At 67.1% G+C, this 14,232-nt stretch carries 11 protein-coding genes and 1 pseudogene; 2 read left to right on the forward strand and 10 right to left on the reverse strand.

The annotated features are described in order from the left end of the window. Nucleotides 1-26 precede the first annotated feature (26 nt). From ABZ953_RS35145 to ABZ953_RS35180, 8 genes and pseudogenes are all read right to left on the reverse strand, one after another. Complete coding sequence (locus ABZ953_RS35145) at nucleotides 27-2,267, reverse strand: AAA family ATPase (protein ID WP_361732827.1); 2,241 nt, start codon at nucleotides 2,265-2,267, stop codon at nucleotides 27-29. Between the two features lie 267 nt (nucleotides 2,268-2,534). After that, a complete protein-coding gene (locus ABZ953_RS35150; RefSeq protein WP_361732829.1) occupies nucleotides 2,535-3,575 on the reverse strand; it encodes a helix-turn-helix domain-containing protein in 1,041 nt (346 codons plus the stop codon). Nucleotides 3,576-4,020: 445 nt separating this feature from the next. Next, entirely contained in the window at nucleotides 4,021-4,572 is a 552-nt protein-coding gene (locus tag ABZ953_RS35155) for a hypothetical protein (RefSeq protein WP_361732831.1), read from the reverse strand. 577 nt (nucleotides 4,573-5,149) lie between these two features. Further along, on the reverse strand, nucleotides 5,150-5,530 hold the full coding sequence (locus ABZ953_RS35160; protein ID WP_361732833.1) for a VOC family protein: 381 nt from the start codon (nucleotides 5,528-5,530) through the stop codon (nucleotides 5,150-5,152). Between the two features lie 252 nt (nucleotides 5,531-5,782). Beyond that, nucleotides 5,783-6,100: pseudogene (locus ABZ953_RS35165) on the reverse strand (MerR family transcriptional regulator); the annotation flags it as partial. A gap of 772 nt (nucleotides 6,101-6,872) precedes the next feature. Then, a complete protein-coding gene (locus tag ABZ953_RS35170) occupies nucleotides 6,873-7,172 on the reverse strand; it encodes a CBS domain-containing protein (protein ID WP_361732889.1) in 300 nt (99 codons plus the stop codon). A gap of 106 nt (nucleotides 7,173-7,278) precedes the next feature. Next, nucleotides 7,279-8,769 carry a DEAD/DEAH box helicase gene (locus tag ABZ953_RS35175; protein WP_361732835.1) on the reverse strand — a complete coding sequence of 497 codons (1,491 nt, stop codon included), beginning with the start codon at nucleotides 8,767-8,769 and terminating at the stop codon, nucleotides 7,279-7,281. Nucleotides 8,770-9,202: 433 nt separating this feature from the next. Further along, nucleotides 9,203-9,406, reverse strand: a complete 204-nt coding sequence (locus tag ABZ953_RS35180) for a cold-shock protein (protein WP_003985808.1) — start codon at nucleotides 9,404-9,406, stop codon at nucleotides 9,203-9,205. A 456-nt stretch (nucleotides 9,407-9,862) separates the two neighbouring features. Between ABZ953_RS35180 and ABZ953_RS35185 the strand changes: the two genes are divergently transcribed. After that, nucleotides 9,863-10,831 (forward strand): alpha/beta fold hydrolase, encoded by a 969-nt coding sequence (locus ABZ953_RS35185; protein WP_361732837.1) that lies wholly within the window; start codon nucleotides 9,863-9,865, stop codon nucleotides 10,829-10,831. Between the two features lie 695 nt (nucleotides 10,832-11,526). Here ABZ953_RS35185 and ABZ953_RS35190 read toward each other — a convergent pair. Continuing rightward, nucleotides 11,527-12,198 (reverse strand): nucleotidyl transferase AbiEii/AbiGii toxin family protein, encoded by a 672-nt coding sequence (locus ABZ953_RS35190; RefSeq protein WP_361732839.1) that lies wholly within the window; start codon nucleotides 12,196-12,198, stop codon nucleotides 11,527-11,529. Then, nucleotides 12,195-12,542: a transcriptional regulator gene (locus ABZ953_RS35195; protein WP_361732841.1), complete on the reverse strand. Its 348-nt coding sequence runs from the start codon at nucleotides 12,540-12,542 to the stop codon at nucleotides 12,195-12,197. Before ABZ953_RS35195 ends, ABZ953_RS35190 begins: the two co-directional genes overlap by 4 nt. Before the next feature lie 438 nt (nucleotides 12,543-12,980). Here ABZ953_RS35195 and ABZ953_RS35200 point away from each other — a divergent pair, with 438 nt between their 5' ends. After that, nucleotides 12,981-14,228, forward strand: coding sequence for a helix-turn-helix transcriptional regulator (locus ABZ953_RS35200; protein ID WP_361732843.1), 1,248 nt, complete (start codon nucleotides 12,981-12,983; stop codon nucleotides 14,226-14,228). The last annotated feature ends 4 nt before the right edge of the window (nucleotides 14,229-14,232 follow it).

Consider the following 14,232-nt stretch of genomic DNA (forward strand, 5'->3'; position numbering starts at 1 on the left):
CCCCGACCCGGAAGCACCCGCCCGCGTCACCCGTGGACTCCGAAGTCCGCGCCCCCGGCCGCCGCGTCAGGTGCCACGAACTCGTCGGCCAGCATTTTGGGCAGATCTCGTGGGTTGGTCTGCACGACCCGTCCGGTGCGGTCGTTCACCAGCGTGCCCAGCACGTCCTTCAGCAGCTCGGATTGGCCCATACAGTAGTCAGCGATCAACGGCACGATCTCGTGGTGGAAAGCGTTGGAGAGCTGCTCGACAGTGACGAGGGGCCGGTCGCCGGCGAGCAGACAGGCCTGGCCGAGCAGATGGTCCGGTCCGAAGGCGTTGTCGAGCTTGGCATTGAGGCCCTGCAGGAAGTCGGCGAGCCCGAGCCCTTCCACCTCACCGTCGAGAACGTCCAGGTCCGGCGGTACGTCGACGAAGGCGAACCTGCGCCGGATTGCGGCATCGATGTGCCCCACGCTCCGGTCGGCGGAATTCATGGTGCCGATGATGCGGACGTTCGCCGGGACGGTCTGCTGCCGCCCACTGGTGGGCAGAGTGACGGATACGGCGTCCCGCTTGTCGAGTTCCAGCAGAGTGATCAATTCGCCGAGGATTCTGGGCAGATCACCTCGGTTGATCTCATCCACGACGATCAGGAAGACATCATCGGGGGCCTTCATGGCCGCTGCGCACACCCGGCGGAACAGCCCGTCCGTCATCTTCAGGTTGAGCCCGGCCCCGTCCGCCGCCGCGTCCGGCTTGAAGCCTTCCACGAAGTCTTCGTACCCGTAGGACGGATGGAAGGTCACCAGGGTGAGACGGGCCGCCGTGGCCCCCTCGGGGACCCTGGACAACCCGGCGAGGACCTGTGCGCGTTCCTCCGGTGGGGCCTCGATCCGGTCGCGCTGCCCAGCCATCGCGAGCGCGACGCTGAGCGCCAGCCGTGTCTTGCCGGTGCCGGGCGGCCCTTGCAGCACGACCTGCCCCTTGTGGTCGAGCAGGGCGCACACTTTGGCCACCAGGTCGGGGAGTTCGATGTCGGAGTCGACGAGGGCGCCGGTGCCGCCTGCCGCCTTACGGGGCTCGGCGGCTCCTGCGGTGCCCTGGGACTCGGCAACTCCGGCAGCGGCCTTGACGTCGGCGAGGATCGCTCCGCGTCCGTCCCGGATCTCCCGCCACAGGGCGGCAGGGACCTTGGCGAGCGTCTGCTGCCAGGCGTGCCGTGGTGCGTCCAGAGTCTGGGCGTACGAGGTGTCCCAGTCGACACTGACGGTGTGCTGGTATCCGTCCAGATCCAGCTCGTAGGAGTAGCCGTCGGCGACGGTGCCCACAGCCAGCACTTTGGACTTGCCCTGGTTGGCGACGATCAGGTCACCGGGCTCCAGATCACGGAAGGCGAGCAGCTGCCGGGCGAGCCGCAGGTTCCCGCCGGTGCTGCGCGGCCAGTGGTGGTCCAGTGCTTCTTTGAGCTCTTGGTCGCTCTCGTACTGGCCGAGGCTCTGGACCTCGTCCCAGGCGATCCGGATGCGCCGATTGGCAAGACAGTCTTCCCAGAGCGCGGCGCGCTCGCCGGGCGCGACCTTCCAGATCGCCCGGTCCCTCGGCCGCGGATCGTGGAAGGTGTACAGGAACTGCATGACCTCGTGCAGCTGCCATGACCTGAACTCCGGTACTTCCCGAATGAGTTCGAGCAGTTCCCGATTGGCTCGCCAGGTTCGCACGCCGGAGGAGTGCTGGTGTGGGCGGCCGCCCAGGAGCGCGGTGAAGTGACGCACGTGCGAGGCAGAGAAGATCGGCAGGAACTGTCCGGGACAGTAGATCGTCAGGGCCTTGGTGGTCAGTGCCTGACCGTACGAGAGCGAATCCAACTCATCGATGAGCCCGTACGACCTGTCAGCGGCTGCCTGGAAGGCGGTCACGAACTCGGCGCGTACTTCGGCCCAGGCCTCACGCACTCCGTACCCGCGCAGCGAGCTCGGCACGATCCGCCACTCGCCCGTCCGGTGCTGGTACACGATGTGCTTGGCAGCGCTGCCACCCCGGATACTGCCGATGGTGCTGGTGCCGTACTCCAGCAGACGGCAGAACGAGTAGTGGGATGCGCCATGGGATGCCGGCCCCAGCGCATACCGTTCCAGCGGCAGCTCGGCCCAGCTGTCCAGCGGGAATTGTGTCAGTACCCGTTGCCGTTCTGTCTCCGCCCGGACGGCGTCCCGCGCGGCCGTATCACGATCGAAGCTCGCTATACGCCCCGCGAGGCCGTCCCAGAAGTCCCCACCCTCAACCATGCGGGCATTGTTGCGTATGGGGCGCTGCGGGGCGTTCGGTCTGCGATTGCAGTGGCGGTATCCCCCTTGCGGCCTTAGCGCCTGGCCTGGCCTCGCCCTCGCCGCTGACCTTGGCCGCCGGGCGGCGTGCCGGGTCGGGCGTACCCCGGCACACCGCCCATCTGGCGTGCGCGCCCCGACGCCCTCCCCCGTTCGTTCTGGGGCGCAGTGGCGGACACTGGCGGCGGTCCCCCGACCGCGCCGCCGCATACGAGTGTTCCCGATGCCTCACCCGTCGTCCTTGACCATGAGCGCACTCCCGTTGACCGCCAGCGCACTCCCGTCGCCCAGCAGCGTGCGTGCGCGGGCCTCGCTGGGCGTGAGCCCGTACGCGGCGCGGAAGGCGCGGGTGAAGACGGCGGGCTGGCTGAAACCCCAGCGCGCGGCGATCGCGCCGACGGGCACGGTGGCCAGGTCCGGGTTGGCCAGCGCCCGGCGGCAGCGCTCCAGGCGCAGTTGCCGTATCCAGGAGGAGACCGTCAGGCCTTGCTCTTGGAAGAGCCGGTGCAGATAGCGGGTGGAGATGTGGTGCGCGGCGGCGATGCTGTCGGGACTCAGCGCGGGGTCGCCCAGATGCCGCCGGACGTGACTCTGCACCCGCAGCAGCAGAGTCCGGCTACGGCTCTCGGGAGGCAACTCCTGCTTCTGGTCGAGGCGTTGTGCGGCCATGTGCCCCACCAGGTCGACCAGCGTGTGGGAGAGCCGGTCCGAAGCGGCGCTCGTCCCCCCGAACTGCCCGACATCGTCCATCACTTGCCGCATGAAGTGGGCGAGCAGGCCCCCGAACCCCTCGCTGCCGGACAGCGGCACGGCGACGAGGGAGGCGAGCCGGTCGGGCGGGAACGGCAGCAGACGCAGGGGCAGCGTGGCCACGATGCTCCGGGTGGCGGCGCCGCTGTCGTCTCCCCGCCGCATCCACCCCTCGAAGGGCGACGACGAGTCGTACAGGAGGATGTTGCCCGCCCCGAACCGCACGTTCCGCCCGGCTTGTTCGAAGCCGCTGAGCCCCTGCAACGTGAGGGAGACCTGCAGACTGCCGGGATCGCCCTTACGAATGTGCCGGGCCGTGCGGCGCACTTCGGATGACGGATACGACATGGTGGTCAACGTCGCCGCGCCCAGGTCCACGTGGTCGACCGCCACGGGAAAATCTTCGGTGTAGTCGCTGCGCAGCGTGGTCGCGATCGGCGAGACGGACTTCAGCCCGTGCCACCAGTCGAACCGTTCCTCCGGGGGTACGGCCTCGCTGGACAGGCTCGCTCGGATCATCCTGACCCCTCTTCTTCACCCGCTCGTACGTCCCCCCTCGCTGAGTGACGCTAGCGGAGATCGGCCAGGTGTTCGGAGGCGTCCGACGACTCTCGGATACGTGGTGGGGCGGGTGGGCGCCGGTGGACACGATGGGTCACTGGGAATGGGGGGCGGGGGTTGCGCTACGGGGGCACAGTGCGTACGTACTGGCTCCCATTGGGCCCCCGTTGAGCCACCGTCAGGCGCCCGTTCAGCATGAGCAACACGCACCGTATTGGCTGGAACTGTGCGGTGCTGCGCGCCTGTTACCGGCTGATGGGGTCCACCGTGACGGTCGTTGAGGGAGACCGGCAGAGTCTTGGAGTGGGTCTCGTTGGGCGGGGTGACGACGAGGGTGGTGATCTTCAGGCCGGAGCCGCCGGTGTCGTTGCGCGGGTAGTGCAGGGTGAAGCGCAGCTTGCGGCTAGCGGCTTCCGGCACGGTCGTTCGCGATGTTGCGAATCTTCCGTCTGCTGCCTGACTCGGCGAGCAGGGCGAGCACCGCCGGGGACGTCGACACCCTGGCGAGGAGGCGTTGCATCCAGTCCGTGACCTCTGCCAACTCGACCGGTGTCGGCACGTGACCGTCCTCGATGGACAGATAGAACAGCCAGTCGTGGATACGTCGGCGGATGAACTCGCGGTACCCCTCCGTCGTGAGCTGGACGATCTCCGGCAGGAGCCCGGCCGACCACTGCCGGAACTCGGCAGGACCGGTCGCCTTCATCGCGACCGCGTCCACGAGAGCTACCACCGCCGTCTTGGACCCCATCTCGTGGGGGTCCCGCAGGATCGTGGCCACGATCGCGCGGTCCCGGTCCCGGTCGCGGTCGCGGATCGGCGAAGCAGCGGTCACCGCGATGACACGTTGGTACGCGGCCCCTCGAACGTGCTCGTCCGCAACGGCTTCATCGACATCCACGTCGAGGATGCCAGACCCCGCCAGCAATGCGGCCACGTCGGAATGCAAAGTCATCGCGTCATCTCTTCTCACAGGGCAGCTCTATGTCATCGAGGTAGGTCTCCTTGAAGAGGCTGGGCTTCTTCCCGAAGGCGGCCCACGGCGCACCGGACGCATCCTTGGAGGAGACCTCGATACCGACGCGCGACGACCCACAGCCCGCAGCCCGAAGAAGAGCCCGGCGGCCACGAAGCAGAGGCAGGCGATCTACACGGAAGGCCCTAGTAGCGGGTGTCGCCGTCGCCGTCGCCGACAGGCACCAGCGACAGCCGAAGGGCGTCCACAGCCGCTAGGGCGAACGGCCTCCCAGGCCGGGGCCCCAGTGAGTGGGGCGTGCGCTTGCATGAGCCGCCAAGACGGATTGGTCATCAGTCTTCTTATGGATACGGATACGGATACGGAGCGATGCGCCTCCAGGGCGACGCGTGCGGCGTACGCCGCGAGCGGCCCGGGCAGCGGTCGCGAAGTCTGCCGTGTCCGACACCTCGGCCATGACCGAGACTCCTACCGTGCCTAACACCTCCGCCGAGCCCGAGGACCCGGCTCCTCCACCGGCGCCGGAGGGCACCTGACCGGAGCGGGCGCCGAACCGTCAGAGCGGGTTGAGCCGCGCCTTCAGCAGGCAGAACTCATTGCCCTCGGGGTCGACGAGGACGTGCCACTGCTCCTCACCGGTCTGACCGATGTCGGCCGGCCGGGCCCCGAGCGCCAGGAGGCGTTCGAGCTCGGCGTCCTGATCGCGGTCGGTGGGGTTGACGTCGATGTGCAGCCGGGTCTTGCCCGGCTCCGGCTTGTCCCGGCGGCTGAGGATGATCGTCGGCTGAGCGCCGCCGAACCCTTCGCGCGGCCCGATCTCGAAGCAGTCGTCCCCTTCGCGATCGAGCACCACGAAGTCCAGGACCTCGCACCAGAACCGCGCAAGCACCTCGGGTTCGCGGCAACCGAGCACGAGCTCACTGATACGACACGCCATTGACGAGACCTACTCTCAGCCGGAGAACTGCCAGGAACTGCCGGAAATGCCGGGGCGCCCGCGCACGGAGCCGCAGGGCCGCCCGCAGCGCGAACACGCCCGCGACCGTACCGGGCGGCCCGCACAGACGCGAAAGGTTATTCGGCCCCAGGCCCCAGGCCCCAGACCTCAGTCGGTGGTCGTCGGCTCGGCGTCCTCGGCGTCCTCGGCGTCCTTGACGTCCTCGGCGTCCTTGACGTCCTCGGCGTCCTCGGCGTTCTCTGCGGCGCGGCGATACTTCGCGTTGATCTGCTGCGCTTCCTCGAGCTGGTCTTCGAGGATGACGATCCGGCAGGCGGCCTCGACCGGGGTGCCCTGGTCGACGAGCTCACGTGCGCGGGCCGCGATCCTCAGTTGGTAGCGGGAGTAGCGGCGGTGGCCGCCCTCGGAGCGCAGGGGTGTGATCAACCGCGCTTCGCCGATGGCGCGCAGAAATCCGGGAGTGGCGCCGATCATCTCTGCGGCTCGGCCCATCGTGTACGCGGGGTAGTCGTCGTCGTCGAGACGGCCCGGCAGATCGTCTGCTGTCATCTCACCTCTCTGTGGAACGCGTTGGGGGCACAGCATGGAGGGGCCCTGGTGCCGTACGGCACCAGGGCCCCGAAGGAACTGCAACCATCTGCCGACCCTAATACTGCGTCGGCCTTCTGTGTCCGCACGACCGTCCTCTGTACCGACGGGAGTGCGCGGATCGCGGATGCGTGACCGGAGACCACCTCGCTATCGATGTCCTGCGGTACCCGGGCTCAGTGTTTACGCCCGGGCGATCCTGATGGCGCTCGATTCCTCCGTTCTTCCCTCTGAGCACGTGGCTCGCTTACAGAATTTCCTACTGCACTGCTTGGTACTGCCTACTTGTACTGCCTACTTGTACTGCTCTGTACTGCTCGATACCGCGTACTACTCGTGGCGGCCCCTGATCACTGCGGGCCACCCGGTCCGGCGGTCAGCCCCGTCGCCGTCACACAACAACTCTGGCTTCGACACTCCACCGCCGCACCGTTGTGCGGGTACTGCTGCCCGGCAGTTCGTGTCTACCGGGCCCTGCTCGATCTCCGTACAACAGAAACCATAGCCACGCGGGGCGCGTATGTCTACTCCGGTGAAGACAGATTTTCGCGCGCTGGTCGATGAGGTATTCGACCGCGCTGGTCTAGGGATGTCCGCGAAGCACCAGAACGCCCCTCGATCGGCAGGTGGGCCCCGGGTACGCAAAGAGGGCCCGACCGGCAAACACCGGTCGGGCCCTCATGGCTGTTCTGTTCCGGGATCGGCTCACGCCTGCCCCGTGGATCTGCTGCCCTCAGTGGACGAGCGCGAGCCCTTCTGACTGCTCGCTGCTGCTGCCGCCGCTGCCGCAGCTACCGTTGCTGCCGCCGCCACCGTCGCTGATGTCCCGCAGGCGGATCCGGTCCGTGTACACGGAGCTGTCACGAACGGCGCTGAGCCGGTTCCAGGTGACCAGGTCGGTGCGCTTGCCGTCCTCGTTGCAGACGAGCAGGTGATCGACGCGGGCACCGGCCATGACGCACAGGGCGACCTCGACCGTCATGTCGGCCCAGACCTGCGGCCCGGATTCCACCAGGGTGTCGTCCGGCGCCATGGGCGCGGGGCCGGTGCTCGTCGAGCGGACCGGTATCGGAACCAGCGTCAAAGGTGCCTCCTGCAGAGATGGGTCAGCTTCCTGATCAGGCGTGATCGCGAAAGCCCTAGGCCGCCGTGCCCGAAGAGAACTGCTGCGGTGCCGACGCGCGCCGCGTCGCGGAGGCGGGGCGGCGACGGCCGCGCGAAGTGCCACCGCGCTTGGGGCGTTCGACCACCGGCGCGGTAATGACGACCGGGACCCCCGAGGGAGCCTGGGCGCCGGTGATGCGGTGCAGCTCCGGCTCGCCGGAGCGGACCTGCGTGATCTGCGGGCGGATCCCGGCGTCCGACATGAGGCGGACCATGCCGCGACGCTGGCTCGGGGTGACCAGCGTGACGACGCTCCCGGACTCACCGGCGCGGGCGGTACGGCCGCCGCGGTGCAGGTAGTCCTTGTGGTCGGTCGGCGGGTCGACGTTGACGACGAGGTCGAGGTTGTCCACGTGGATGCCGCGGGCGGCGACATTCGTGGCGACGAGCACGGTGACGTGCCCGGACTTGAACTGCGTCAGGGTGCGGTTGCGCTGGGGCTGGGACTTCCCGCCGTGCAGCGCGGCGGCCCGCACTCCGCTGTTGAGCAGGTCCTGGGTGAGCCGGTCGACGGCGTGCTTGGTGTCCAGGAACATGATCACGCGGCCGTCGCGGGCGGCGATCTCGGTGGTGGCCGTGTGCTTGTCGGCGCCGTGGACGTGCAGCACGTGGTGCTCCATCGTCGTGACCGCGCCGGCCGAGGGATCGACCGAGTGGACGACGGGGTCCGTCAGGTAGCGGCGCACCAGCAGGTCGACGTTGCGGTCCAGGGTGGCGGAGAAGAGCATCCGCTGCCCCTCGGGCCGCACCTGGTCGAGGAGCGCGGTGACCTGCGGCATGAACCCCATGTCCGCCATCTGGTCGGCCTCGTCCAGGACGGTGATGCCCACCTGGTTCAGGCGGCAGTCGCCGCGGTCGATGAGGTCCTTGAGCCGGCCGGGGGTCGCGACGACGACCTCGGCCCCGCCGCGCAGCGCGTTGGCCTGTCGGCCGATCGACATGCCGCCCACGACCGTGGTCAGGCGAAGGCGCACGGAACGGGCGTACGGGGTGAGTGCGTCGGTCACCTGCTGCGCGAGCTCGCGCGTGGGGACGAGGATCAGACCCAGCGGCTGGCGGGGCTCGGCGCGCTGCCCGGCCGTCCGGGAGAGCAGGGCGAGACCGAAGGCGAGCGTCTTGCCGGAGCCGGTCCGCCCGCGGCCGAGGACGTCACGGCCCGCGAGGGAGTTCGGCAGCGTCGCGCCCTGGATCGGGAAGGGAACGGCCACACCCTGCCTGCCGAGCTCGGTGAGGAGCGGCGTCGGCATGCCGAGGTCGGCGAAGTCCTCCACGGCGGGAAGAGCCGGGGTGACGGTCTTGGGGAGGGCGAACTCCCCCTGCGGAGCAGCGGGTCGACGGCCGGAACCACCGGAACCACCGGAACGGCGCGGTGCCGACGACCCGAAACGGCCACCGCCACTCCGCCCGGCGTCGGCGTTGCCACTGCGGGTGCGGGCGTAACGGTCGTTCGTACGTGTGCGGTTCATGCGGGAACCTTCCTCGATACGGCACATATCAAGGAATTCCCGCAGCGGCGAGCGCGCAGAGAATCACGAGAATGGACCGAAGCTGAAAAATAAAGCGAAAACAAAACCAAAACCAGAAACAAAACCAGAAGAGAAAACAAAGGCGCAAGTGAAAGGGTGCGCGAGGGCGTCGAATCCGGAGCGTCGACGGCGGAGCTCATCCGAGTCACCCGCACCGCAGCTGAATGCACTCCGAAATCACTCCGAAATCACTCCGGAATCACTCCGGAATCACTCCGGAATCACTCCGGAATCACTCCGGAATCACTCCGAAATCACTCCGGAATCGGCATCAGCCGGAATCACTCCAGGATCACTGCGAGAAATGCATATGCATGCAGCTGGGGCCCGCACCCCGAAGGATGCGGGCCCCAGCTGCAAGTGCGCGTGAGCGTCAGGCGGGAACGATGTTCTCGGCCGTCGGGCCCTTCTGGCCCTGCGCGATGTCGAAGTTGACCTTCTGGCCTTCGAGCAGCTCACGGAAGCCCTGGGCGGCGATGTTCGAGTAGTGGGCGAACACGTCGGGGCCGCCACCGTCCTGCTCGATGAAGCCGAAGCCCTTTTCCGAGTTGAACCACTTCACGGTGCCTGTAGCCATGTCTATCTCCTCTGGGGCAGTACATCGGCATCCGCACTGTGCGGACACCGTGTCGCCGCGATGATCACCCCGCCGGAAATGACCGGTAATGCAAAAAGTGCGCCCGTCACCACATTCGATCGGGGGCACTTGAAGTTTCGGGAACCACAACTGCAACTGTGAACACAGTAACACGTCAAGGTCGGCCGCGTATCGCCAATAATTCCACTCCGCCCGTTACGCCAAAAAGCCTTCCCGCTCGGCTCGCTAAACTCTCTCTTCGCGAACGCAGAAAAATTATCACTGCCGAACGACGCGTCTCGCTGCGGTGCTTCAGGACGGAACCTGTCCGCATCGCGTTCTACGGTCGCTACCGGGTCGCTGATGGGGCGGCCTACCGGAACGATGACAGCAGGTAGCCGCTCCTTACCGTGGCCTACCTGCCGTACATGCAAGGAGAAGGAGGAGGAGTACACCATGGGCATGTCCGAGGCCGCCGAACGCGCCGACAGCTTCGTCCCGCATCGCTTCACCGAGCGGCTGGTGGACCTGGGCGAGATCCGCATGAACTACGTGGCCGAGGGCGACCGGGACGCCCCGGCGCTGCTGCTGGTCCCCGCGCAGGGCGAGTCCTGGTGGGGCTACGAGGAAGCGATCGGCCTGCTCAGTGCGGAGTTCCGGGTATTCGCGATCGACCTGCGCGGCCAGGGCCGCTCCACCTGGACCCCGGGCCGCTACAACCTCAATACCTGGGGCGCCGACGTCGAACGCTTCATCGACCTGGTCATCCAGCGCCCCACCGTCGTGGCCGGGAACTCCTCCGGCGGTCTCATCACCGCCTACGTGGCCGCGTATGCCAAGCCCGGCCTGGTGCGCGGCGCGATCCTGGAGGATCCGCCGCTGTTCTCCTCCCAGTCCGCCCCGCCGTACGGGCCGGGCATGATGCAGACCCTCGGCCCGATCTTCGCGCTCTGGGCCAAGTGGCTCGGCCCGCAGTGGTCCATCGGCGACTGGACGGGCATGGTCGAGGCCGCGCCTCATGAGCTTCCGGCCTTCCTGCACCCGGGGATCGGCTTCATGATGGGCGAGGGCGACCCCGAAGCCGGTGCCTCTCCCACACCGGTGCAGCACTTGAGGGAGTACGACCCGGAGTGGGCTCAGGCATGGGTCACCGGCACCGCCAACGCCGACGTCGACCACGCCACGATGCTCGCCCAGATCAAGGCCCCGGTGCTGCTCACCCACCACTTCCACATGACCGACCCGGACACGGGCCAACTCATGGGAGCGATGACCGACATCCAGGCCGGCCAGGCCCGCCGCCTGCTGGAGTCCACCGAGCAGCCGGTGACCTTCACCCCACTGGACGCCCCGCACACCATGCACGAGCCGATGCCACAGCAGTACGCCGACGTCATCACCGCCTGGACCAAAACCCTGCCCTGACCACGACGAGCGTCCCGCCGACGACCCAACTCCCCGCCAGGAACGGCACAGAGCACAAAGCAAAAGGCCCAGGTCGTCCGACCTGGGCCTCAACTATGAAGAGCTATGAACGGGTGACGAGAATCGGACCGCACTCTCAGCTTGGGAAGCTACGGGGCTTGGGTGGCCTCGTGCCCTCTGACCTGCGCCGATTCATTGTGCTTGCTGCAGATATAGCGGTCCGATGAAACCGCTATTTACCGTGGTTGTGTGCCCAAAGGGCATGCTGTGGCACGAAAACGGCCAACAGGGTGCTGTGGATTCGGGGACAGCATCAGCCGCCGAGCACTCACTGGATGCAAGATCGGCCACCGTGGTTTGCGGGTCGTGCCGCGGTGCTCCTGGTTGCCCGGCAGCAAGCGGGATCGTGCTCTCTCCAGTCCAGCACCGGGACCGCTTCCAAGTGGCAGTCGCGATATCTGTCCCGTTCTCGGCGGAGCGTGGTCGGGCACATTCGCCCCATGGCGGGGTGGCAGATGCGATGACCTGTGCGCGTGCACTGAGCCCGACCATAACGTGACCGTCTGTGCCGCACTGGTGTTGAGGTGGAGCGTCATCCGCCACGCAGGCGACCACCAGTCTGGCGGGGGCGCGACCGGGCCGTGAGCCGAAGGCTGCAAAGCGCGTCTCCATCGTCGGCGGCGCTCTTGAGGTCTTCAGTCCTCGGGCGGAGCCTCAAGCTCCTGGAGTCGTTCACCGATGTCGTCGGCCCATGATTGTGCCCACCGGCGCAGTTCAGTGATCGCCGGCTCGTCAAGCCCGTAGGCGGCAAATTCCGTGTCGTCGATCCAGTCGGCTCCGCCCAACCGTGCTTGAAGCTCGCGCAGGTCGAAGGAGTCGCGTGCGTGGCGACGTCCGAGCTCTTCCAGCCCGATGCGGCTCCAGCGGTCCGCTGCGGCCTGCACGTCGACCAGATCTCTAGCGAGTCCCCGGTCGGCCAGCGCCCGGACTTTGGTGCCGACGACATCCTCCAGGGACAGCGCCAGCCCGTGCTCGGTGTGTACAGGGGGCCGCCAAAGTGTCTCTTTGAGGACGTCGACCTCGCACTCCTCACTGCTGGCGGGGTCGGTGACGATGAGTCGCGCCGAGAGCGGATCGGTCTCCAGTGCTCTCACGCGCCATCCACGCTCTTCCAAGCCACTGCGCAGGGCAGTGGCAATATCCTCCATGCGCTCCGGGTTCTCGGTCGCGACATCAAGATCCTGGCTGAGCCGGTTGACCAACCCATGTGCTTGGACCGCATAGCCCCCGGTAAGAGCCAGAGGGTAGACACCGCCCACGTCGAGGACATCCGCAAGCAAGCGGCGGTGCAGATCCGTGAGGTTCACGCAGCGGCCCGAACTTTCTGAGCCAGTTCGTCGAAGGAGCTCTCCCACACCTCACGGACATCACGGCTGACCAGTGTGCGCAGTGTGGGCCACAGGCTGACGAGAAGGTCTTCATTGAGGAACCGGACCAGATCGTCGTGCAGCCCCTCGGCCAGAACGATCCGGTAGTAGCTCATCCGCAGCCGCGGCTGATCGAGATCGAACGTGGTCAGCCCCGACCACGCCAGATGCAGAGGCAGGGTCACTGTGCCGTGCTGAGGGCCGACGAGCTCGGAGAGCGAGGCAGGCGCACGCCGCGCGAACTTGGCACGGCGAAGATCGGAGAGACCGGGCTGTGTTGCCATACGTCGATTATCCAGGAAGAGCCCGTGGTGAGCTCTGTGATCTGCGGACTGGCGCAAGCTCTGAGTAGGTACCCCATGAACAAGTGGGTCTCTGCTTGCTTGTCCTGTCTGCAGCCGGCCAGCTCTGAGCTGAGACGGTGTGAGTCCGCTGGTCAGGCGCGCGGAGGGCGCGGCGTTGGCGGTCGGCAGGCTGTGTGAGTCCCGCCTGGTTCCGCTCTGCCAACGAGGCGGCGCGTGGGCCCAGCGTGGTTCCGGAATGGTCAGAGCGCCCTGATGGTCCCCACTGCCGCAGGTCGCCAAGGGCTCGATTTGCTCGTCGCTTGATCATGTGCTGGTGAGAAGAAGAGGAAACAGGAAACTTCTGGTCACCCCTACGTGGAAGGCATGTTGCATGCCACACTTTCAACGGCTCCTGATTCATCAAGGTGTGCAACAGGTATGTACAACTCCCCGAAGGAGGTGCTGATGGAGATTCCTTTAGGCTTCGGCGCGGAGCTGCGTCGGCTGCGAGAGGCCGCAAAGAAGACCCTGGAGGCAGTTTCCAAGGAGGTGAACTACAGCAAAGGTCACCTCTGCAAGGTGGAACGAGGAGACAAGAAGCCGTCTCAGGTCCTGGCACGTCGCTGTGACGCTTTTTTCGAGACCGGTGGGCGTCTTGAGGGCATGCTGGATACGCCGGACTCCGCCGATGCCGGCCGAGTTCAAGGTCGCAGGGAAGTGCTCGCCACCGGCGTCGGCTCCCTGGTAGCCGCCGCCATGGGTGCAGAGCAAAGCGGGGGCCCCCGGGCGGGCCAAGCGACACTGCTGCCGACTTCCCTCTTCCACGATCAACTGCAGCAGATGCGGATGTTGGGCCAGACCAGTGCTCCGACCGCGCTTCTTGTGCCGCTCGGTACCCAGGTCACCACCATCACCAGCATGGCGTCCCAATCCTCGGGCGCCACTCGGCTCGAGTTGCTGGTCATCGCCGCCCGCTTTGCAGAGTACGCCGGGTGGATGGCCCAGGAGGCGGGACATGTCACGGGCGCCCTGGACTGGACGGCGCAAGCGGTGGAACTTGCCCAGGCTGGCGGCGACACGAACCTGGCTGACTACGCCTTGGTTCGACGGGCCCTCATCGCCCTCTACGACAACGACGCCCGAGAGACGGTCGCACTGGTCCAGCGGGCGCGACGCAATGGTGTACCGCCACGGATCCGTGGGCTGGCGACCCAACGAGCCGCGCAAGGTCATGCGCTGGCAGGTGATGAGAGGGCGTGCCTGAGTGAACTGGACCGGGCACGCTCGCTCTTGGCCCATGACGATGCAGTGAACGACGGCCCTGTCCTCGGACCGACACATCTCGCCGACCCTGTTTCCATGGTGACGGGATGGTGCCTGCACGACCTGGGCCGACACCGGCAAGCCGCCGAGATCCTGGACCGTGAGTGTCTGCGCATCCCGCCTCAAGCAGTGCGCACCCGCGTCCGTTACGGCCTTCGCCGAGCTCTGGCTCACTCCGCCTCGGGGGAGATCGAGCACGCCTGCAACGCGGCGCGGGAGTTGCTGACGCTCGCCGACCTCGCACCTTCGGCCACGATGCGGGCGGATGTCCGGCAACTCGATCGTGAACTGGGACGATTCCGCTCTCACCCCGCCGTTCGTGAGCTGCGACCAAGCCTGGCACACACCATGGCTGACCACTGATCAC

This window comes from Streptomyces sp. NPDC046465, from assembly GCF_040646035.1.
Lineage (GTDB): Bacteria > Actinomycetota > Actinomycetes > Streptomycetales > Streptomycetaceae > Streptomyces.

Coding starts and splice junctions, on each gene's coding strand:
- ABZ953_RS35160 (WP_361732833.1), bottom strand. CDS start 5,530: ATGGCGTGTCGTATCAGTGAGCTCGTGCTCGGTTGCCGCGAACCCGAG.
- ABZ953_RS35150 (WP_361732829.1), bottom strand. CDS start 3,575: ATGATCCGAGCGAGCCTGTCCAGCGAGGCCGTACCCCCGGAGGAACGG.
- ABZ953_RS35145 (WP_361732827.1), bottom strand. CDS start 2,267: ATGGTTGAGGGTGGGGACTTCTGGGACGGCCTCGCGGGGCGTATAGCG.
- ABZ953_RS35185 (WP_361732837.1), top strand. CDS start 9,863: ATGGGCATGTCCGAGGCCGCCGAACGCGCCGACAGCTTCGTCCCGCAT.
- ABZ953_RS35170 (WP_361732889.1), bottom strand. CDS start 7,172: ATGGCGCCGGACGACACCCTGGTGGAATCCGGGCCGCAGGTCTGGGCC.
- ABZ953_RS35155 (WP_361732831.1), bottom strand. CDS start 4,572: ATGACTTTGCATTCCGACGTGGCCGCATTGCTGGCGGGGTCTGGCATC.
- ABZ953_RS35195 (WP_361732841.1), bottom strand. CDS start 12,542: ATGGCAACACAGCCCGGTCTCTCCGATCTTCGCCGTGCCAAGTTCGCG.
- ABZ953_RS35175 (WP_361732835.1), bottom strand. CDS start 8,769: ATGAACCGCACACGTACGAACGACCGTTACGCCCGCACCCGCAGTGGC.
- ABZ953_RS35200 (WP_361732843.1), top strand. CDS start 12,981: ATGTACAACTCCCCGAAGGAGGTGCTGATGGAGATTCCTTTAGGCTTC.
- ABZ953_RS35180 (WP_003985808.1), bottom strand. CDS start 9,406: ATGGCTACAGGCACCGTGAAGTGGTTCAACTCGGAAAAGGGCTTCGGC.